Annotated in this window: 16 protein-coding genes and 1 riboswitch; of the genes, 6 read left to right on the top strand and 10 right to left on the bottom strand. The window is 45.5% G+C overall.

The features are described from left to right. Positions 1-8: 8 nt before the first annotated feature. Positions 9-809: a DUF4198 domain-containing protein gene (locus tag JHD44_RS15015; protein WP_325097108.1), complete on the bottom strand. Its 801-nt coding sequence runs from the start codon at positions 807-809 to the stop codon at positions 9-11. A 92-nt stretch (positions 810-901) separates the two neighbouring features. Further along, positions 902-1,110, bottom strand: a riboswitch (cobalamin riboswitch). Between the two features lie 80 nt (positions 1,111-1,190). Continuing rightward, positions 1,191-2,534: a cytochrome c oxidase accessory protein CcoG gene (gene ccoG, locus JHD44_RS15010; RefSeq protein ID WP_199463585.1), complete on the bottom strand. Its 1,344-nt coding sequence runs from the start codon at positions 2,532-2,534 to the stop codon at positions 1,191-1,193. 236 nt (positions 2,535-2,770) lie between these two features. Here ccoG and JHD44_RS15005 point away from each other — a divergent pair, with 236 nt between their 5' ends. Then, positions 2,771-4,183, top strand: coding sequence for a PLP-dependent aminotransferase family protein (locus JHD44_RS15005; RefSeq protein ID WP_199463584.1), 1,413 nt, complete (start codon positions 2,771-2,773; stop codon positions 4,181-4,183). On the opposite strand, the gene JHD44_RS15000 is transcribed toward JHD44_RS15005, so the two are convergent. The 4 genes from JHD44_RS15000 to JHD44_RS14985 all read right to left on the bottom strand — a co-directional run bounded on the left by JHD44_RS15000 (position 4,177) and on the right by JHD44_RS14985 (position 8,585). After that, positions 4,177-4,671, bottom strand: coding sequence for a DUF934 domain-containing protein (locus JHD44_RS15000; RefSeq protein ID WP_199463583.1), 495 nt, complete (start codon positions 4,669-4,671; stop codon positions 4,177-4,179). The genes JHD44_RS15005 and JHD44_RS15000 overlap by 7 nt on opposite strands. Further along, complete coding sequence (locus JHD44_RS14995) at positions 4,668-6,326, bottom strand: nitrite/sulfite reductase (RefSeq protein ID WP_199463582.1); 1,659 nt, start codon at positions 6,324-6,326, stop codon at positions 4,668-4,670. Before JHD44_RS14995 ends, JHD44_RS15000 begins: the two co-directional genes overlap by 4 nt. Positions 6,327-6,475: 149 nt before the next feature. Further along, a complete protein-coding gene (locus JHD44_RS14990; protein ID WP_199463581.1) occupies positions 6,476-7,474 on the bottom strand; it encodes a cytochrome d ubiquinol oxidase subunit II in 999 nt (332 codons plus the stop codon). A gap of 220 nt (positions 7,475-7,694) precedes the next feature. Next, positions 7,695-8,585: an AraC family transcriptional regulator gene (locus JHD44_RS14985; RefSeq protein ID WP_199463580.1), complete on the bottom strand. Its 891-nt coding sequence runs from the start codon at positions 8,583-8,585 to the stop codon at positions 7,695-7,697. 129 nt (positions 8,586-8,714) lie between these two features. On the opposite strand from JHD44_RS14985, the gene JHD44_RS14980 reads away from it, so the two are divergent. The 4 genes from JHD44_RS14980 to JHD44_RS14965 all read left to right on the top strand — a co-directional run bounded on the left by JHD44_RS14980 (position 8,715) and on the right by JHD44_RS14965 (position 14,617). Next, a complete protein-coding gene (locus tag JHD44_RS14980) occupies positions 8,715-10,166 on the top strand; it encodes an aldehyde dehydrogenase family protein (RefSeq protein ID WP_199463579.1) in 1,452 nt (483 codons plus the stop codon). 55 nt (positions 10,167-10,221) lie between these two features. Then, positions 10,222-11,010, top strand: coding sequence for a coniferyl-alcohol dehydrogenase (locus JHD44_RS14975; RefSeq protein ID WP_199463578.1), 789 nt, complete (start codon positions 10,222-10,224; stop codon positions 11,008-11,010). Positions 11,011-11,021: 11 nt separating this feature from the next. After that, complete coding sequence (locus tag JHD44_RS14970) at positions 11,022-12,467, top strand: aldehyde dehydrogenase (RefSeq protein ID WP_199463577.1); 1,446 nt, start codon at positions 11,022-11,024, stop codon at positions 12,465-12,467. A 227-nt stretch (positions 12,468-12,694) separates the two neighbouring features. After that, entirely contained in the window at positions 12,695-14,617 is a 1,923-nt protein-coding gene (locus tag JHD44_RS14965) for an FAD-dependent monooxygenase (RefSeq protein ID WP_199463576.1), read from the top strand. 14 nt (positions 14,618-14,631) lie between these two features. On the opposite strand, the gene JHD44_RS14960 is transcribed toward JHD44_RS14965, so the two are convergent. The 3 genes from JHD44_RS14960 to JHD44_RS14950 all read right to left on the bottom strand — a co-directional run bounded on the left by JHD44_RS14960 (position 14,632) and on the right by JHD44_RS14950 (position 18,103). Next, the gene (locus tag JHD44_RS14960; RefSeq protein WP_199463575.1) at positions 14,632-15,081 is read right to left on the bottom strand and encodes a YHS domain-containing (seleno)protein; all 450 of its coding nucleotides are present in this window, start codon (positions 15,079-15,081) and stop codon (positions 14,632-14,634) included. Positions 15,082-15,144: 63 nt separating this feature from the next. After that, complete coding sequence (locus JHD44_RS14955; protein ID WP_199463574.1) at positions 15,145-15,948, bottom strand: DUF547 domain-containing protein; 804 nt, start codon at positions 15,946-15,948, stop codon at positions 15,145-15,147. A 4-nt stretch (positions 15,949-15,952) separates the two neighbouring features. Continuing rightward, a complete protein-coding gene (locus tag JHD44_RS14950) occupies positions 15,953-18,103 on the bottom strand; it encodes an FAD-dependent oxidoreductase (RefSeq protein ID WP_199463573.1) in 2,151 nt (716 codons plus the stop codon). A gap of 330 nt (positions 18,104-18,433) precedes the next feature. Between JHD44_RS14950 and JHD44_RS14945 the strand changes: the two genes are divergently transcribed. Continuing rightward, positions 18,434-20,314 (top strand): MFS transporter, encoded by a 1,881-nt coding sequence (locus tag JHD44_RS14945; protein WP_199463572.1) that lies wholly within the window; start codon positions 18,434-18,436, stop codon positions 20,312-20,314. Here JHD44_RS14945 and JHD44_RS14940 read toward each other — a convergent pair. Beyond that, positions 20,306-20,494, bottom strand: a complete 189-nt coding sequence (locus JHD44_RS14940; protein ID WP_199463571.1) for an ADP-ribosylglycohydrolase family protein — start codon at positions 20,492-20,494, stop codon at positions 20,306-20,308. The two genes, JHD44_RS14945 and JHD44_RS14940, sit on opposite strands and share 9 nt — an antisense overlap. Between the last annotated feature and the right edge of the window lie 628 nt (positions 20,495-21,122).

Genomic DNA, 21,122 nt, shown 5'->3' with positions numbered 1-21,122 from the left:
TAATCCTATTATTTGATAGCATGAGCTTGCACCCAGATGACGGCATCTTGGGACAGCTCTTTGCCTTTGTATTCGGTTTCAGAACCCACACCTAAGGCCGCAAATCCCCACTGACCCGCTTTAGGAATCCCAAAGGTAAACGTACCATTGGCATCCGCGAAAATGGTCATTGTAATGAAGGCATCAGCGGGTGGCTCGATATTCCCCTCGCTGGCAAAGGCATTTGTGTCAGAATTAGGTTCATAGTTGACGTATTCCACCTCAATTTCAGCGAATGGCACAGGCTGCCCTTCACTGCGCACAACGCCAGTGAACGTGCCACCTTCATAAATCGCATAAGGTTTGGTCAGTGGTACGATCTCCGCTTTTAGGCCAAAGTCCTCATTCCAGTCGGTTGGCAAGCTACCAACGTTCACAATTGATTTGCTAATCTGCTGAATATAGATGTCTTCTGATGCTTCGTAGTAAGGCGCCATCTCATAGATAAAGACATAATCCCCTAAGCCACGTAATGAATACTGTGCTTCATAAGACGAGCCTGTGTTGCTTGCACTGGTCCATTGACTGGGTTTAACCGTATCGAGAAGGTCTGTTTTTTTGCCCTTTTTAACCACGTAAAACGCTTCCGGCTCATCGGCCGCCATCACATGGCCACTTTCAGAAGGATGAGTAAAAGGCAATTTCAATGAAATGGGGCCGCCAGCTTCTCGCAGCAATTCTGGTGTGTACACCATTTGAAAGTGTGCCGAAGCAACAGAAGAATAAAGCGCAGCGCTTGCTACAGCCGTTAGCGCGATGTTTTTAAACACAAAAATTTCTCCAACAAAAATAAATAGTCGGAGTTGGGAGGAAAAGTATTGTCAGCTAATGCATCATTACTCGGTGAAGCCCTCCGCAACACCATGGTAAACCACTACTAGGCTGGTATCCGGACTCATCAGCGTGATCTTTGTATCACAGTCGATTTACCTTCCCATGTGAAATACACACAGTGGCATTTAAAATCGACGTTACCAATTTACCGTTGCGGGGGCAGTGTTGGGATTGCACAGCGGCTCACCAACTTCCCAAGTCAAAAAAACGACTTGTACCTAAGTACGACCTAATAGAGCGAACAACTTACGTAGGATGAGCAAGAAAAGCAACTGCGTAATGTTCTTATTAGTATGAGTAAAACGAGGGAAGGCTCCTTAGTGAGGCGCAAAGAACGTCGTTGGTTTACTTAAAGTGACTGCTTCAGCTGTAAACAGCATTGTAATATCGGATTTACCTGGTGTAGGTTGGTCGGTGCAAAGTCTGACCGCTCGCCAATAGGCATCCCCTGATGTAAGCTCAATATCCGTTTTACCGTACACTTTGTAATGTGACGGCTGTACCGCGACATGTAGACTTGATGCATCTAAGTTAAACACTTCCGCCTTCACTTTATAGAAGTTACAGATTTCACCGTTCCCTTGAACTGTGTACATAACATCCCGTTCTCGGTTGAACTCCACCAGTAAATCAGTGGTTTGTGTAAAGCCATAGGCCACCACGGATAAAGCAATTAGCATTACAGTCAAGTAACCGACGAGTCGTGGACGAACAAGCTGGTAAGGCTTCCCCGCCAGTTCTGATTCGCTGGCGAAGCGAATTAAGCCCAATGGTTTCGCCTGTTTTTTCATGACCGAATCGCAGGCGTCAATGCAGGCACCGCAGTTGATGCAAGGGGCTTGTAAGCCTTGGCGAATATCAATACCCACTGGGCAAACTTGAATGCAGAGCGTGCAATCCACGCAATCTCCTTTTTGAGATTGATTAACGCTCTGTTTTATTGATCGCGGTTCACCTCGATGGGTGTCATAAGAAACCACTTTACTGTGTTGGTCCAACATCACCGATTGGAACCGGGAATAAGGACAGGCATGGAGACAAATTTGCTCTCGCATCAATCCTGCATTGAGGTAGGTAAAACCGATGACAGTTAACAACCACACCACCACATAGATCGGCAATTCAAACTGCATAGCCTCATCAAGCAGTTCGTAAACGTCGATAAAGTAGCCCGTAAACGAAACCGCCGTCAGCACAGAGACCAATAGCCATAGTCCGTGTTTAACTAAGCGTCTTAAGAGTACGTTGGTTTGTAAGGGCTGCTTATCTTGCTTGGCCCGTCGATTGGCTTTGCCTTCTACCCTGTCCTCGATGCGAATAAAGATCCAAGCCCAGACACTTTGTGGACAAGCAAACCCACACCATACCCGCCCTGCCAGCATGGAGAGAAAAAATAAAAAGGTCGCCCCAGCAATCAAGAGCCCGCCTAATAGCTGTAAGTCGTACCAAGATAGCTCCAAGCCAAAAATCAAAATGCGGTGGTTAGAAAAGGAAAACATCAACAATGGCTCGCCATCTATGCGTAACCAAGCCAAAAGAAAAAAAGCCGTCAACATGGGCCAACTAATGATGCGACGCAGAGTTTGAAAACGACCACTCATCAATCGTACATAAATCTTGCCTTCGTTATAAGTAGTATCTTTTAAGGGGATCTTTTGCATAAACAGGACCTCAACGAAATATTGAGGCCACTCTAAAGGGATAAAATTTGAGAATTAGACACAGATAGAGCGCAAATAAATGGGCACAGTGATTGTTCAGTCTTAGCTTGATTTAACTCATGCTTTCAAGACAGTTTTTCTATGTAAGCCCTGCATAAAAAGGGCGACACAGATTAGTAAAATGCAAAAAAAATACGCTAAACTAGACCCAGATAAAAAATTAAGAAGGTATCGCAGTGGGCACATTTCGTTATGAAGCTCTAGAAGTGTTGTTACGCCAACAGATTCAAACTGGCCGTTACAAGATAGGGGAAAAACTGCCTTCCGTTCGAACTCTGTGTAAGCAGCACGAGCTATCCAAAGCAACGGTCATTCACGCTCTGCATAAGCTCGAAGCGGATCAACTGGTCTATGCCGTCCCTAAGAGTGGCTATTTTGTGGCAGAAAGCGGTGCGGATTTCAACACTCCGCAAAAAGTGTCAACGCCCTCAATCCCCGCACAAGTAAACGTACCGGACATTTTCCGTGACATTATGTCCCGCAGCGCTGCATTTGATATCTTGCCCAGTGACGGCTCGACTCCGGCGGCGCAGCATTTGATTAACTTGAATCGAATGATCGGCAAAGCGTCTCGCTCTCATCCAGAACAAAAAGCTCACTATTATGACGAGCCAAAGGGGCATGTGGGTCTGCGTAGCGCTATCGTTGACCTATACCGTCAACGTGAAACAAGTCTAAGCGTTGATGATTTATGCATCACTTCAGGATGTCAGCATGCCCTATTTCTTGCTTTGATGGCGACTTGTCAGAAAGGCGACACTGTAGCCATTGAATCCCCAGCATTTTACGGCGCACTGCAACAACTTGAGCAGCTCGGGCTGCACGTAATCGAAATCTCATCCGACACCAATAAAGGATTAGATCTACAGGAGCTTGCCGAGAAAATTCAAGACTGGCCGATCAAAGCCTGTATTGTCACACCAAACTTCCATACGCCAACCGGTTCCAAAATGCCGCTTGCGAATATGAAAGCCTTGGTAAAACTCGCCAATCAGCATGATTTCTATATTATCGAAGACGATATTTACGGCGAATTACGCTTTCGTAGTGAGTTATGTCCACCGATTAAAAGCGTCTGTGATGAAGGTCGTGTGATTCTGTGCGGATCCTTCTCGAAATGCCTATCGAGAGAATTACGTATTGGCTGGATTGCTGGCGGATTACTGCATCACAAAATCGTTCAACTTAAGCTAATCACGCAACTGGCCAGCCCCCAAGCCGTGCAAGAGGGGCTCGCAGAATTCATCAGCCAAGGGCACTTCAAGCGATATGTGAACCAACATCGTCAACAGCTAAAAGAGCAACGGGATCAATTGTTAGCGGAGCTTAAGAGGAACTGGGGCACTCAAATCAAATTCACCAAGCCTAATGGTGGATTGAGCTGTTGGGTCGAACTACCCGACCATATCGATACTCAGCAAAGCTATAAGGTCCTTCTGGAAAAAGGCATCGTACTGACTCCAGGAGTATTATTCTCAGCCCATGGTTTGTACAAAAACCACATGCGCCTTAGCTTCTCGCAACCGATAACGGAGCGCCGACGAGCAGCGCTTCACTTATTGTTTCAGACGTTACTCACAGATCAGTAACGCCTCACTCGTTTAAACAGTGGCGCAGGATTACTGACACTTCCTGAGTAGGTCACCGACAGCCCTTTGATGCCTTTTAAGGCGTCAAAGGGTTCTTTGCCTTCTTTGATCGCAAAACTCGTAAAGCCGCATTGGCGCATGAGGCTTAGCTGGTCTCGCATCACGTCCCCAACTGCACGTAAGTCGCCTTTAAAGTGAAAGCGAGTTCTCAGCAAATAAGCCAAGCTGTAAGCACGACCATCCTTAAAGTCTTTAAACGTTAAGGCAATCATGGTGATGTTGGCTAAATGTGGTGCGATCAGTTCAAGCTCTTCTTCTTTCTGAATCAACACACCCTGACTACGACCAGATGCTGAATGTTCAAGCCATGTAGAGATCTCATCAACCCGAACGGAGCGATCTATCTGCTCGTCTTCTTGCCCGAACTGCCACGAATCATTAAGGTCTACCCTTGCTTCTCCATCACTAATGATAATGACATTTTTCATCCTTTAGCCTCCGGATAAAGTGCTTCTTTGAAAGGTTCTAGACCCATACGGTCAACCGTTTGGATAAAGGTTTCATCCACTTCTCGATATTTGCGATACACGTCCATTATGGTACGGATTGCTTCGGGCAAGTCTGACTCAGCAATAGCTGGCCCCAACACTTTACCTAAGCGACTGTCTGTTCCTTGGCATCCTCCCAAAGTAATTTGGTAATGATCCGTTTTGCTTTTGTTCAACCCCAGCATTCCTATGTTGGCGATATGGTGATGAGCACATGAGTTGATGCAGCCAGACAAGTTCATGCTAACCGGGCCAATGTCCTGTTGCTCTTCAAGGGTAAATGCGTTGACCACCTGCTCGGCTACTGGGAAGGAATGAGCCGTCGCTAAGTTACAGTAACTGGCCCCCGGACAAACGATCATGTCTGATAATAGAGCATGATTCGCCAGCCCTAAACCAATATGATTAAGCGCTCCCCATACTTGAAAGAGGGATGACTTTGGAATGTCGGGTAATACCAAATTTTGTTCATGGGTCACGCGAATTTCGCCAAAACCAAACCGCTCAGCAATGTCAGCAATACCACGTATTTGTACGCTGGTTACATCCCCTGGGATGTTGTTAGGAAACTTGGTGGAGATAACGACAGAGCGATAGCCGGACACTTTATGGGAGCGTACATTCAAATCGTACCAATCTGAAAATGCCTCATTATTTTGCAAATGCGTGGCAAACTCTAAATCCGTTTCACCTAGAGTTTCATAGACTGCAGGTAAAAATTGCGAAGCGATTCGACTTAACTCATTATCTGTCAGTCCATTGATGTCTTTAGGAATTTGCTGAAACTCTTGCTCAACTTCAGACTTGAACGTATCTATACCCAACGTATTCACCAGAATTTTAATACGCGCTTTATATTTGCTGTCGCGACGACCGTAGCGATTAAATACCCGTAAAACGGCTTCAAGGTAGGTCAGCAGATCGCGCCATGGAAGCTTCTCATTCAGGGTTTGGCTGATAAACGGTGTTCGGCCTAAACCGCCGCCAACCATGACTTTAAAGTAAAGTTCACCGTCGCTATCGCGAAATAAATACAGCCCCACATCGTGAATACGAACCGCAGCACGGTCTTCCTCCGATGCGCTTACGGCAATTTTGAATTTGCGCGGCAAAAACAAAAATTCTGGATTAATCGTCGACCACTGACGAATAATCTCGGCAAAAATTCGAGGGTCATACACTTCGTCCTCCGCCACGCCAGCAAAGGCTTCTGTGGTGACATTGCGAACCACATTGCCCGAAGTCTGAATGGCATGCATGTCATGCTCGGCTAGGAAGGCAAGTAAGTCAGGGACTTCAGGTAACTTCACCCAGTTAAATTGAATATTTTGACGTGTCGTAAAATGGCCATAGCCTTTATCAAAGGTATCACTGACTTGCGCCAATGCACGTAGCTGCTTCGCGGATAACACGCCATAAGGAATGGCAACACGCAACATATAAGCGTGTTTTTGCAAATATAAGCCATTTTGCAAACGCAATGGTAAAAATTCGTCTTCGCTTAGCTGACCATTTTGATAGCGAGTAACTTGGTCACGAAATTGTTCGACGCGCTCAGCCACTAGAGCACGGTCATAATCATCATATTGGTACATATTGTTCCTACGAAACCGGAAAGAGCCTAACTTAAGGTTTGTAAAATCAGCATTCTAATGACTTTGCATGCCTTTCAGATCGTGACAAGACCATTAGTACAGCTGAATTAGCCATTCTGAATATTGCTAAGTAATCATTAGTTACTGACCTATTTATCAAGTAACTTGGCTAGAAATTCACGATAGACCCAACCGGTATATCCCAAAATAATTGGCACAAATACAACAACTCCCCATAACGCTAAACGCAAAACCGGCACAGACGCAGCTGTTTCATGAGTAGTAATACTTGGTGGAATAATATGTGGCCATAAACTAGTAATCAGAATGAAGTAAGCATGCGCGAGCAACAGTAGAACAATGGCAAATGGCCACCTTCTCCATGGAGAGAAGCGGATAACATAGTAAACCCACGTGTACACCATTAACGCTAACATTGGCACAAAGCCCATATAGAAAAAGTTCGGTAATGTTAACCAACGCTCTCTTAATGCATCGGTTAAGAACGGTGTGATTAAGACAATGATAGTCATGGCATAGCCTAGCCAAACCAATAGATGATGAGAGTAGTAACGCATCTTTTCATAAAGCTCACCTTCTGATTTGATCAATAGCCAAGTAGACCCGAGTAACGCATAAGCGGGAAGTAAGCTGAGGCCGGTTAAAATACTGAACCAACTCAGCCAATCCCATGCACCACCAACGTATTGATTATTTTCAACAGCGAACCCTTGGACCACAGCCCCTATCACCGCACCTTGGAAAAAGGTTGCTAATAGTGAGCCAATACAAATCAATATATCCCAAGCTCCATAATTCGTCGGCGCGGATCTTAAGCGTAACGCTAACGCCACACCGCGAAGAACGAGACCGAATGTCATAGCCAGCAATGGAATATAAAGCGCTTCAAGAATAACTGAGAATGCCAAAGGAAACGCAACCATCAAACTCGCCCCCCCTGCTATCAGCCACACTTCATTACCATCCCAAAAAGGCGTGCCTGAGTTCACCATTGAGCTGCGCTCACGCTTATTCCTGACACCCAAGAACAAAAGACCAATACCTAAGTCAAAACCATCTACTAAGACATATATTATTAGGCAGAAGCTAATAATTAGAGTCCAAACAGTGACTAAATCTAATCCCATTCTTTATTTCCTCTTCATTTATAAAGTCGGATGACGGTTTAAAAATACGAGAGGAAATCGTGGGTCCAGACTGATTCGCTTAAGATCTTTAGTGGATCTTTGGATCATTTGATGACCTCATCGTCTTATGATGAGGACCATATTAGTTAAGCTTAGAAAACCGACACAGGCACAAAAAACTAAATAATTAGTAGGGACAGATTTAATAATTATGCTAAATCTATGGCCAATCCGAAAAGTCGGCCAGTTTGGAGACAGGGGAAAGTTGATGACTTTCTTTTTGCTGTCGGCGATATTGCTTAGGAGAGCACCCCACCATTTTCTTAAAGAAGTGACTGAACTGGCTGGAATCGGAAAAGCCAAGGTCGTTTGAAATGGTCTGTATCGAATCCGGTAATTTTTTAAGTCGGTAAATGGCATCCATGAGGGTCCGTTCACTCACTAATTCTTTCGGTGTTTTGCCGAGTGCGCGTCGACATACATCATGCAACCTATCGTAGGTGATATTCATCTGCTCACAGTAATAAGTTAGCGGCGCTCTTTGTTTAAAACATACTTCGATCAACTGCTGAAACTGTTGTACCAGTATTTCATCATTGGATTCAAAAGTTACACTCGAATGATCTTGTAAAACCCTATGACTTTGTAGCAATAGAACCCTCAACAAAGAGGATAAGATCACCAAAGAACGTTTCTTGTCTTCTTTAATCTCGCTTTCAAACAACTGAATAAGCGGAATAAAAGTCCTCTCAAGCTCGTTCGCACTTAACGACAAGAGACTTGGTTGCTGCAGTAATTGTTTGATTTTAGGCCCGTCGACTTCATTGCCGATGATCATAGAGCGCAATGCCTCATCAAACCCAATCAGCCACAGTTGACTTCCACCGCGAATGTCTAACTTAGCTGAGCCATTCAGTGAAATGATTGCCACACTAGCACTCTGTAGTGTGTAGGATTGTTCATCATAGCGAATCACAGAATGCCCATCATGCTGCACCGCAAAATAGTAAAGCATTCTTTTATCTGCGCTATTCAGAGAGTGGCTACGGGGCTGTAACCCTGCAACGAAACTTTCAAAGTGAATTCTGGTACCGACAATCTCTTGTATCAATTCAATCTCCAAAATACCCATTAAAAATCATAATTAACCCATAATTTAACAATTTTTAAAGAGTATTAGTTGTTAATCTGATCATTAATCATCATCCAATAAAAAAATTAATAAGGTAAAGGTGGTTCCATGGCGCATTCAGTGACGGCTAACAAGCAGCAAAACAAAATAGTGAATCTGTTCATTGATGGCGAATTTAGACCCTCCCTGGACGGTCATTTTTTTGAGCGATTAAACCCCTCAACTCAGTTACCGGCTTGTTGTGTTGCAGATGGCAATAAACGGGATGCGCAACAAATGATCTTTGCCGCAACGCGCAGTTTTGAATCTTGGGCGGGCCTGTCATTAGATAAACGTATCCAAATTTTCCAACAAGCGAAACAGCTCCTACCAAGCTTTCGTGAACGGTTCGCCAACGCCATGCGTAATGAAATTGGCGCCACCCATGACTGGATCCATTTCAATCTTAAAGTCTGCATCGACGTTATCGATGCCGCCATAGAGCTAGCTCAGAAACACCCTATTAACACGCCTTCACAGATGTCCGAAGACGGCTATCACTTACGTCAACCTGCTGGCATTTGTTTAGCCATTGCACCGTGGAATGCACCGATTGCACTGGGCATGAGAGCGATTATTTTCCCGCTGATCTTTGGTAACACCGTGATATTTAAAGCCTCGAACATGTCTCCAGAGGCGCACCTTCTGATCGCCGAGCTGCTTCATGCCGTGGGCCTTCCAGCAGGGGTTCTGAATGTGATCAATAATGCCCCCGAGCACTCGGAAGATGTGATTCGCTTTCTGATTTCCAGTCCGGCAATTCGACGTATTAACTTTACTGGATCCACGCGTGTCGGACGAATTATTGCAGGTATGGCGGCGCAAAACCTTAAGCGCTGCTTGTTGGAGCTAGGAGGAAAGTCCCCCGTGATCATTTTGCAAGACGCAGATATGGAGCAAGCCTGCAACGCCGTTATTCACGGCGCCTTTTTAAATCAGGGCCAGATTTGCATGGCCACTGACCGTATCATTGTTGAACAAGCGATTGCGGATGATTTCACCACCCTCTTAGTTGAGAAAGCGCAACGACTACAAGCACAGTCCCCTAATCACAAGGACTGTAAGCTTGGCCCCGTTGCTAGCCCATCCATCGCCCAACGACTTTCTGAACTGATTGAAGATGCCATAAATCAAGGTGCTCGTCTGCTAACTGGAAGCGCCATACAAGGTCAGTTTATCGATGCGACATTAATCGACCGCATCACTCCTATGATGCGGATTTACTCCGAAGAATGCTTTGGCCCTATTGCTGGCATCTATCCAGTTGATTCCGTTGACGAAGCCATTAGTTTGGCCAACGACTGCGAATATGGCTTAGCTGCCGCCATATTTAGTCAAGATCAAGCCTTAGCTCAAAGCATTGCCCAGCGTCTTGAATCAGGTGTTTGCCACATTAATTCATCCACCGTAAGAGACAATCCCAAACAACCCTTTGGTGGTCTAAAGGCCAGCGGCTATGGACGCTTTGGTGGCGATGCAAGCATCGATGAATTCACTGAACTACGTTGGATAACCCTCTAATAAACATCCCATCGTGGAATTAGTTAGCACAATAAATATAAGTAAGGAGATAAATATGTTATTTGGAAAAAACATCGTGATTACAGGCGTTGCCAGTGGTATTGGTGCACGAACCGCTGAGCTTGCGAGTCAATTAGGGGCTAATGTTTATGGCATCGACATTAATCAGCCCAAATACCCTATTGGCACATTCATTGAGGGAAATCTGGCAACTGTAGATGGCGTACAGAGCATCATTGATGCTCTGCCCAATGAAATTGACGCTCTCTGTAATGTGGCTGGAGTATCTGGTGATTCGGGCGCCGATATCACCCTAAGGATTAACTTTTTCGGACTTAAACTGCTTTCCGAAGGACTAACGGCGAAGATGCATACCGGAGCAAGTATCGTAAACGTTGCCTCAATTGCGGGATATGGTTGGCGAGCCAATACTCAACGTGCTTCTGCGATCGCCACTACTTCAGGTTTCCCAGAAGACATGTCATCGTTTCTTGCCAAGAATGATGTTCCTAATGATCTTGGCTACCCTATTTCAAAAGAAGCACTATTGGTTTGGACTCAACTTGCCTCACAAGAAAGCCTTTTCAAAAACAAAGGGATACGTGTTAACGCCGTTTCTCCTGGTCCCGTCCAAACCCCAATTATGAACGAGTTTCGAGCCGTATTAGGCAATGCTCGGGTGGACGCAGATATTGCAAAAGTGGGGCGTGCAGCCACGCCTTCTGATATTGCGCCCACTATTTGCTTTTTATGCTCCGACGGCTCTCGCTGGATCAATGGCCACAATTTAGCAACCGATGGTGGACTCGAAGCCGTTGTTAACAAAGAACTATTAGAGCTTTAAGGAGATATTAGATGGCTGTGTTATTACATATTGGCGGTAAAGACCAAGCCGCAAGCCAGAATAAAACGTTTAATCGTCTTGATCCTGTGACTGGTGAGATTGCTTCTCAAGCTGCAGCCACATCGAAAGAAAATGCCCTCGAAGCAGTTGCTGCGGCACACACTGCATTCGCGTCTTGGAGCAACACAACTCCTGCCGAACGACGTGCATTACTTAATAAAGCTGCCGATATCATGGACAGCAAAAGCGAAGAATTTGTTGCCGCCATGATTACCGAAACCGGGGCGACAGGCCCTTGGGCAGGGTTCAACGTTTCGCTTGCCGCAGGCCATATTCGAGAAGCCGCGGCACTGACCACTCAGATCAATGGCGAAGTAATCCCGTCTAACAAGCCAGGCACCCTAGCCATGTCTGTCTATAAGCCGAAGGGTGTTTGTTTAGCGATGGCTCCTTGGAATGCTCCTGTTATTCTGGGTGCTCGCGCTATTGCAACGCCATTGGCCTGCGGTAATACCGTGATTTTAAAAAGCTCTGAGTTTTGCCCGTTAACTCACCGATTGATCGTGGACTGCTTTATCGAAGCAGGTTTCCCAGCAGGCACCGTGAATATACTTTCAAACGCCCCAGAAGATGCAGCTGAAGTGGTTAAAACCCTGATCGAAGCACCGCAAGTGCGCCATGTGAACTTTACTGGGTCTAGTCCAGTGGGTCGAATTATTGGCCGATTAGCGGGAGAAAACTTGAAGCCAGCCTTGCTGGAACTGGGTGGTAAAGCGCCGCTACTTGTCCTCTCCGATGCGGACATCGATGGCGCCGTAAATGCCGCCATTTTTGGTGCTTTTATGAACCAAGGACAAATATGTATGTCCACTGAGCGTCTGATCGTAGACGAAGCCATTGCTGATGTTTTCGTTGAAAAGCTAACCGCTAAAGCATCACAATTGCCATGGGGCAACCCTCGTGATCATGTCGTCTTAGGCTCTTTGGTAAATCCGAATGTGTCTGAAAAAATGCATGAACTCATTGCCGATGCCACAGGCAAAGGCGCGTCTGTGATTTGTGGTGGAGAGTCTAATGGTTCTATGTTCTCCGCTACCCTGTTGGATCATGTTAACCCAGAAATGCGTATCTTCTCAGAAGAGAGCTTTGGTCCAGTGAAATCCATTATTCGAGTTAACGGTGATCAAGAGGCCATCCAAGTCGCCAATCAATCCGAATACGGTCTATCCGCGGCGGTATTTTCGCAAGATATTAATCGCGCACTGGCATGCGCAAATGCTATTCAAAGTGGCATTTGCCACATCAATGGCCCAACCGTCGCAGATGAACCGCACATGCCTTTTGGCGGCGTCGGAGATTCGGGATACGGCCGATTTGGTGGCAAAGCAGCGATAGCAGAGTTCACCGACCTGCGTTGGATTACGATTGAAGACCCGAACCAGCACTACCCGTTCTAAACACTACTGTTTATTTCAGCATCCGCTGTTATTAACAAAGGCTTCTTTTCAGTTAAAAGCTGAGAAGAAGCCTTCGCAACGCGAATAAGTAATATTACCGATAAATCTCTTACATCCTAGATATGCGTTTATTTTAAATCTGATAACAAAAACCAATTATTACCTATACCAAAGAATGAACTACAGTAAAGGCATCGAGGCAATCAGAACAATAAAGGAGTCTTACGATGCAGTATCACGTCAATGGTTTTCACCCTGGAGACCCTCGCTTTAGTGACCCACAAGATGCAGTGGTTGCGCCACCGATCAAGCGCCCAATGCCTGCTGAGGTGGATGTCTTAATCATTGGCTGTGGGCCAGCGGGTTTAAACCTGGCGGCTCAGTTATCCCAGTTTGGTCAAATCAAAACCGCAATCGTTGATATTAAAGATGATCGTTTGCTCGTTGGGCAAGCAGATGGCATTGCTTGTCGAACGGTAGAAATGTTCCAAGCTTATGGTTTCGCCGATCAAATCATTCAGGAAGGTTATCAGGTCAATGAAGCAGCCTTTTGGAAGCCTGATGCTGAGAACCCTGAGCATATTTCCCGTACAGGTAAAGTTGAAGACGTTGAGGAAGACTTATCAGAAATGCCTCACATGATCATCAACCAAGCACGAGTTCACGATGAGTTCCTTCGGGTTATGCGTCAAGCTCCAGGAAAAATAGAGCCTCACTATCAGCGAAAATTTTTAGGGTTAGAGGTCAATGAAGACGATAGCGAGTACCCTGTTACAGTAAAACTTGAACGCATGGTGAATTACTCCCAGTTCAATCAAGAAATTGAAACCGTAAAAGCCAAATACGTCGTTGGCTGTGATGGTGCGCGCTCTGGAGTCAGAACCGCTATTGGCCATAAGTTGGTTGGTGACGCGTTGAACCAAGCTTGGGGTGTCATGGACGTCCTCTTGAATACAGACTTCCCTGATATTCGTTTGAAGTCTCTGATTCAGTCGAACAAAGAAGGCAATATGTTGATCATTCCACGCGAAGGGGGCTACATGGCCCGTATCTATGTGGAATTGGACAAATTAAAAGAGAACGAGCGCGTTGCACGAGATCAGATGACGTCAGATATTCTTGTTGCGGCTGCCAATCGAATCATAGCTCCTTATACCATGGATGTGAAAGACGTAGCTTGGTGGAGCGTCTACGAGATCGGTCAGCGTATCACCACAGCCTTTGACGATGCTACCGCTGAGCGCTCCGCTCGTGTTTTCTTGGCTGGAGATGCTTGTCATACCCATAGTCCCAAAGCTGGCCAAGGCCTTAACACATCGGTGATGGACACCTGGAACTTAGGTTGGAAACTGGCTCACGTATTGACAGGCTTAGCGCCGGAGAGATTACTTTCAAGCTATTCCCAAGAACGTCATGAATATGGGCAAGCATTAATCGACTTTGACCGTGAGTGGTCAGCTATGTTTAGCGCAAAGCCTAAATCTGCTGAACACCCTGATGGCGTTGATCCAGCAGAGTTTCAGCGCTACTTTAAGTTATTTGGTCGCTATACTGCTGGGGTTTCGATCCAATACCGCCCTTCTGACGTGATTGGATCAGGCACCCATGACAATCTGGCAACAGGGCTCAAAGTAGGACTGCGCTTCCATTCTGCGAATGTCATTCGTCATGGGGACGCCAAACCAGTGCAATTAGGTCATTGTCATACTGTAAATGGCGCTTATCGCATGTACTTGTTTGCAGGCCAGCAAGCGCCTATGTCAGATGATTGTGGTGTGAGAAAACTTGCAGACTATCTGGTCAACGACCCATCGTCGCCAGTCAATCGCTTTACACCAAATGGTGCAGACATTGATTCCGTGATCGATATCAGAGCCATTTTCCAATGCCATCACCATGAATTAGAACGATCACAACTCGATCCATTACTCACCCCACAAAAAGGTAAGTTTGGGCTAAAGGACTACGAGAAAGTGTACTGCGCTCCATTGAAAGAAGGTAAGGACATCTACGATATGCGTGGTATTGATCGCAATCAGGGCTGTGTAGTGGTGGTTCGACCTGATCAATATGTCGCCGAAGTACTACCACTGGATGATGTTCAAGGTATCAACGCTTTCTTCGATAACGTACTGATTCAGCAGAATTAACGACGAGCCAGCACTTATTCGCTAAATTCACGTGTGAGTGCTGGCCAATTCTCATCTGCAATTTGAATGTGTTTCAGTGGGTTTTCACTCCAACGTTGCTTTACCTTTTCGTTATAATTTAGGTAAAGCTTATCCTTGATGATAGCCCACTGAGTTGCATCAGACGGCGCGAAATCACTTTTCGTCGAAACGCCCCAAGCGCAATAGCCGCCATACTGCGGAGCGTATTTTTCTGGTTCTTTCAAAAACATCTGCAAATGTTCTACTTTAGAAAAATGCCACTCAGCGCCCTTGTAGTTTGTCGACCATTCAGGGTTTCCTTTTATAGCCTGTCCTTGTGTAAAGTAGGCCACTGTGTCGTAACCATCTAATGCTTTATTACTAAAAAAACTGGTCGAAATGGGCGCTTGCGCCAGCGCTATCATGCTAAAACATGTCAAACAAATACTGATTAGCCATTTCATATATCTGCCCTCTTTTTTATCTTTTCTCTCGACTCATGTTTGCCGCCCAAGCTAAGGCGAGCTTTAGCGATCCACACCATTTAGCCCCCAGTCATAGCGCAGAAATGACAGTTTCAAATCCCCACGCATAAGGCTTTGCACACTGCTTTCTGGTAATGACAGGACCTCTTTGTAATGGACTAAAAAGGATTCAAGGGAGTCATAGCCTTGCCAACCTTTTTCAAAGTCTTCTTTGTACCATTTGAAAATCGACGAAAGCTTCAACGTCTTGCCGTCCAGTCGATTTCGCGAACGATCGGCTAAAAACAATCGAGTTTGCAGTTCTAAGAGCTGTTCAAGGCTGTCTCCTTGATAAGCAACATTTGCCAACGCAGGACAACCGATACTGGCGCAGTTCACAGCAAAGTGAATACGAGGGTCTTGGTAACGGTCTGAGCCTCGAATCAACTCATGCTCAATCTCATCAAGTGAACGAACCTGCCCCAAAAGAGGAATAAACGCTTTGCGCCATGGTGAGCGAAACAGTCCACCAAGGTCTTTAATGGATTCTAAATCAGGCCACTTGGTTAAAATTAATTGTACTGTCCAAGCGTTGTAGGCATTGATCAAGAAAGCCAGTTGATCGTTCTTAGGCCAACTCTCGAATGTTTGCTGATCCACATTTTCTAGCTGCTTTAAGTACTGCACTAGAGCGTCTTTACTCTCTATAAAGCCCTGATAGTCCACTTGGCTGGCTTTACCCTTATCGATCAGTCGCACATGTTTTTGCAGTAGTTGATCCCAACCACCGTGATCAAAAGCATTGCTTGCCAACACATTGCTGGAAAAGCCAAGACTGAACAAGAGTGCAATAAGCCATGCTTTCATTTGCCTAACCTCGACGCCACGCGTGATATTTTTCCAGCCAGCTCAATACTTTTTCTGGAGCGTGAGCACGTTTCCACTCACCAGCAGCGTATTTATTGGACTCTGCCCAAGTTGGATAAGTATGAATGGTCCCTAATATTTTGTTCAGACCTAAACCGTGTTTCATGGCTAAAACGAATTCAGGTAGGATCTCGCCCGCATGTTGTCCAACAATGGTGACACCTAGTATTTTGTCCTTACCTGGGACGGTTAGCACTTTTACAAAGCCAACTTCAGCACTCTCAGCAATGGCACGATCTAAATCATCAATACCATAGCGCACGACCTCGTAGTCAATGCCTTGGGCTTTGGCGTCTTGCTCATTTAACCCCACACGCGCCACTTCTGGGTCCACAAAGGTTGCCCATGGAATCACTCGATAATCCGCACGAAATTTTTTGAAAGAGCCAAATAAAGCATTTACCGATGCGTACCACGCTTGGTGCGCTGCTACATGAGTAAATTGATAAGGCCCTGCCACATCACCAGCCGCAAAGATATTTGGATACAATGTTTCTAAGTAGTCATTCGTGACAATGGTTCTTCGGGTCTCGATGCCTAGATTTTCCAGTCCATACCCTTCTAATCGTGCCTCACGGCCGACGGCACAAATCAGTGCGTCGAATTCGATACGGCTTTCCTGCCCGCCCTGTTCAACGATCAAGTATTTACTATCCCCCTCTTTCTCACAGCGTACAGCTTGGTGCGAGGTTAAGATGTTGACGCCATCTTCGCGTAAACTTTGCTGAACCAGTTCAGAAACATCTTGATCTTCACGAATCATGATGCGCTCTGAACGCTCAACTTGCGTAACACTTGAACCTAAACGAGCAAAGGTCTGTGACAACTCAGTGCCAATTGGACCGCCTCCTAGCACCACTAAACGCTTTGGCGGCTCATTAAATTTGGCAAATTCAGACCACAAGGTATCGCTGGTGTAATAGCCAACCTCTTCTAAACCAGTGATGGCAGGCACTACTGGACGTGCCCCTGTCGCCAATACAATACTTTGTGCCGTTAAGCGTTGGCTACCACCTTCATTTAGTTGGATCTCAACGGTCCAAGGGTCAATGATCTTGGCGTAGCCCTGCACCACGTCGACGCCTAATTTTGTGTAACGCTCAACGCTGTCATGGGGCTCTACTTTCGCAATAACCTCATGCACTCGTGCCATAACTTGTTTGAATGAAAAGCGAGGTGTGCCTGCTTCCAACCCATACTGATCAGCATGACGAATCTGCTTGGCGATTTTGGCACTCTTGATAATGGCTTTGCTGGGTACACAACCGTAATTTAGGCAGTCACCTCCCATTTTATGGGCTTCCACTAGTGTCACTTTCGCCTTCACCGCTGCCGCAATGTAGGCACTGACCAAACCACCAGCACCTGCACCAATGACAATCATATTGCGGTCAAACTTTTTAGGCTTTTGATAGCCGCTGTAGACATGCTTTGCCTTAACAACCGCCAGTACTTTTTTGGCGATCAAAGGAAACACACCCAATAGCACAAAGGAGAATAGCAACGAAGGCGACAAAATACCTGAAAGGCTATCCAGCTGAGCCAACTGTGTACCTGCGTTGACATAAACCAACGTGCCAACGAACATACCCACTTGGCTCACCCAATAGAAGGTGATCGCACGGATATTGGTTAAGCCCATCAGTAGGTTAATCAAAAAGAATGGAAAGACTGGTACTAAGCGAAGGGTGAAAAGATAAAACGCCCCATCTTTCTCTATCCCTTCGTTAAAGGCTTTTAAGCGGTCACCAAAACGCTTTTGTACCGTTTCTTGAAGAAGGTAACGAGACACTAAAAAAGCCAGCGTTGCACCAATACTGCTTGCAAAAGACACCAGTAATGTACCGACACCTAACCCAAACAGCGCTCCCGCCGCCAACGTCATAATCGCCGCTCCAGGAAGCGACAACGCAGTGACCAGTACATACGACACAAAGAAAACACCCGCAACCAGCATAGGGGAGTCAGAACGCAAAGATTCAAACTGGTTCAAACCTGCTTTCAGGCCTTCGAGCGTTAGTAAATGGTGTACATCAAAATAGAAAAACAGCGCCACCAGAGCTGCGATTAACACCAATAAGATTGCCTTCTTCATCAACATCTCCACACAAGCTCGATTTAGTGAGCAAAACAACAAGGACTTTAGAGTAGACGTTTGAACAATAAAAATCTTACAGATTCTGAAATTAAAGTTTGAACATTGTTGTAGCGACTTTTTACTTTGTTGGTGTGTTTTTATGCCGATTATTATTTTGGGTGAATTCAGAGTCATCACTACATCATATAAATAGCCACATTAGTTGCACGACATTTACTGGATAAGGGCTTCATTACTCGTTAGCCTCTATCACTTTCGTAAATTCACACATACACGTTTTTCACGAAATCACTGATAACTCTTTAGTGATCTCAGGGCTTAATCTTTATGTCGGCAATGCTACTTTCTTTATTGGCTTTATTCGTCAGCGGCTTTTTCATTTATATCAGCCATGGCCTAATCAATGTTCTTCTTCCGTTACGTTTGAATTACGAGCAGGTGAATACTGGTAACATTGGTTTGATTATGTCGATGTTTTCTGTTGGGCTGCTCTTAGGCGGAATATTCACTCGACGCATCATGTCGCGAGTCGGGCACATTCGCATGTACACAGCCTCTGCCGCCCTTGCTGCGATCAGCATTCTTGTGTGTTTTCTTTGGTTCAACGAATGGGTATGGGCAATCATGCGCATTTTAATGGGCTTTTGTATTGCTGCGACCAACATTGTCTCCGATGGATGGCTGAGTGAACGTTCTACTTCAGAGACGCGTTCAAGAATCTTGGCGACCAACCAAATTGTTGTTTTGCTATCCATGTTTTTAGGCTCATTTGTCGTCAACCTTTCCGATGTAACGCATGCAACGCTTTACATTATTGCCGGCTTACTGCTATGCGGTGGTGTAGTTCCTATTGCGATTAGTAAGGCAACAGCGCCACAGGTAGAAGATACCGTTCCGATGCCTCTTCTTCAGCTTGTTCGTACGTCTCCAGTCGGTGCAACGTCCGTATTAGTCTGTGGTTTTATTTTAAGCTCCCTATTTAGCATGTTATCGGTATACGCGGACTCCAAAGGCATTTCAGGTATTAACCTATCGCTACTGGTAGGTGCCGCCATCATCGGTGGGGTTGCACTGCAATTTCCGATTGGCTACTTTGCTGACCGGTTTGAGCGCCGCAAAGTTATTCTATACACGGTAATATTTTCAATCGTTTGCACTTTGGCCATACCAGCCATTCTGGAGTTGGACTTCTTTATCCCCGCGTTGGTTTTGATCAGTATCAGCAGTGGCATTGTCTCGAGCCTCTACCCTCTTGGTATTTCTGAAACCTTCGACCGACTGCAACAAAATCAAATGAGTGGTGCCATCGGAGCGATCATTATTATCTATGCTGCGGGCGGGATTATTGGGCCCTATATCATTGGTCTGATCATGGAATACATCGGCATCGACTTTTTCTTTATTGCTTTAGGCGTCATTCAATTAGCGTTTGCACTGTTTGTTATTTACCGCAGTAAAATGCGCGAGTCGATCCCTGTTGAAGAGCAAGAAGCCTTCGTTGCTCAAGGTGCTGCCATGGGGTGGGTCAGTAGCGAATTGGACCCTCGTACTGAGTACGTTGACCACTCAACACTGAGTCACGAAGTGGAAATTGCCGTCGATATTGCGCAGTTACAACCGCAATTAGCGTTGAAAATGGTCAGTATCTTAGCTCGCTCGTACCCAGAACAAATATTAGATTTTGCCAAAGCGTTGGCCAATATAGATGGCATTGATATTTCAGAACTCTACCAACGACTGCTCAAATTCCACCCAAATCATAAACATGAATTGATCGAGACGATCATCACAAACGCCTCGGGGTCGACCACTGAATTTGTCGCACAGGTATTTGATGAAGCAGATTACGAAGACCTACCAGAACTAACAGCTATGATTACTAACGCCGATCCTGAGCACAGTTTAGAAATTTTCGAAGCGGCTGCCGAGACGGTTGTTGAAGAGCACCCTGAAACCGTCATGGACATCGCTGAGGCCTATGTCACCACAGCTGCCACAAACCTTGAAGAGATGCGTTACGCGGATCGCCTGGCAGAAGAAGGTGAATTAGAACAAACCATCCATAGCGTAGTGGATTACATTTCTGAAAAAACACCAGAGCACGCTGAAGACATTGAATCCGTCATTCCTGATACATTATGGAATAAGGATGATGAAGCTGGGGAAAACGACGCTGACGAAGAGCATAAGGGTGAGAAGTCAGCTTAAAAAGTAAAATAAGATTAAGTCGGCAAAATATTCCCATTTTGCCGACTTAAATGCACCCACTATCTGGCCATAGACAGCAGCCGTAGTATCAGCTTTATCCCTTAAATCAGCAGCTAGCAGAATCGCATCTTCAAAAGACGCCGAATGACAAAAGCACCATAGCGTAGCTAAAGAGTACAAAGAGCAGCATCTACAGCCAAGCGAAGCGCTTGATCAAGCAGTGATTGGTAGGTTGTTTGGGTCTGTAAAGACGTTTAATCTAGAGCATCCGATTCTATTAAATTGAATTGGACACATAAAACGTTAGAAATCTCTATTACCTATAGCGTTAGAGCTTTTAAGCTTTGTGCCAAATGATGCGGTTAAAGTAGCCTTTCGGCGCTAAAAATAGGTGGGACGTTTTCACTCGCCTAAAATGCAAAAAAGTCAGAGTACATGCCCTAGCCTTCTGTTCATCGGTATTTCAGCGTTTCTTTCCCGCTATATACAACTTAGTAGCATCTAATCACTCTTTAGTGGATCTTTTACATATCTTTCGGGAGATCACAATAGCCGCGAAGGCTTGTTTCCCTCGCGCAGCGAGGTCCTACAATAGCCGTAGGCATCTCAGCTGTTGAGGCTGTTTTTTGCATGACGCAATTTTAGTGCTCTATGGCATATCTTTCGGGACATCACAGACATCATATCCGCGAGAAAGCCTTAATGAGAGGGTGGATAAATTAATAAAAACAGGAATTTAAAATAGAATTTCATGGAAGGAATAAGATGGTGGGTGTGGAGAGGTTCGAACTCCCGACATTCGCCTTGT

Source organism: Marinomonas ostreistagni, from assembly GCF_016461785.1.
Classification (GTDB): domain Bacteria; phylum Pseudomonadota; class Gammaproteobacteria; order Pseudomonadales; family Marinomonadaceae; genus Marinomonas; species Marinomonas ostreistagni_A.
Note: the sequence above shows the minus strand (reverse complement) of the source record. Positions and strands in the feature narration are given on the sequence as shown.

Excerpts from the sequence above, each read along its gene's own strand:
- ccoG (WP_199463585.1), bottom strand. The coding sequence starts at position 2,534 with ATGCAAAAGATCCCCTTAAAAGATACTACTTATAACGAAGGCAAGATT.
- JHD44_RS15000 (WP_199463583.1), bottom strand. The coding sequence starts at position 4,671 with ATGAAAAATGTCATTATCATTAGTGATGGAGAAGCAAGGGTAGACCTT.
- JHD44_RS14995 (WP_199463582.1), bottom strand. The coding sequence starts at position 6,326 with ATGTACCAATATGATGATTATGACCGTGCTCTAGTGGCTGAGCGCGTC.
- JHD44_RS14990 (WP_199463581.1), bottom strand. The coding sequence starts at position 7,474 with ATGGGATTAGATTTAGTCACTGTTTGGACTCTAATTATTAGCTTCTGC.
- JHD44_RS14980 (WP_199463579.1), top strand. The coding sequence starts at position 8,715 with ATGGCGCATTCAGTGACGGCTAACAAGCAGCAAAACAAAATAGTGAAT.
- JHD44_RS14975 (WP_199463578.1), top strand. The coding sequence starts at position 10,222 with ATGTTATTTGGAAAAAACATCGTGATTACAGGCGTTGCCAGTGGTATT.
- JHD44_RS14970 (WP_199463577.1), top strand. The coding sequence starts at position 11,022 with ATGGCTGTGTTATTACATATTGGCGGTAAAGACCAAGCCGCAAGCCAG.
- JHD44_RS14965 (WP_199463576.1), top strand. The coding sequence starts at position 12,695 with ATGCAGTATCACGTCAATGGTTTTCACCCTGGAGACCCTCGCTTTAGT.
- JHD44_RS14960 (WP_199463575.1), bottom strand. The coding sequence starts at position 15,081 with ATGAAATGGCTAATCAGTATTTGTTTGACATGTTTTAGCATGATAGCG.
- JHD44_RS14955 (WP_199463574.1), bottom strand. The coding sequence starts at position 15,948 with ATGAAAGCATGGCTTATTGCACTCTTGTTCAGTCTTGGCTTTTCCAGC.
- JHD44_RS14950 (WP_199463573.1), bottom strand. The coding sequence starts at position 18,103 with ATGAAGAAGGCAATCTTATTGGTGTTAATCGCAGCTCTGGTGGCGCTG.
- JHD44_RS14945 (WP_199463572.1), top strand. The coding sequence starts at position 18,434 with ATGTCGGCAATGCTACTTTCTTTATTGGCTTTATTCGTCAGCGGCTTT.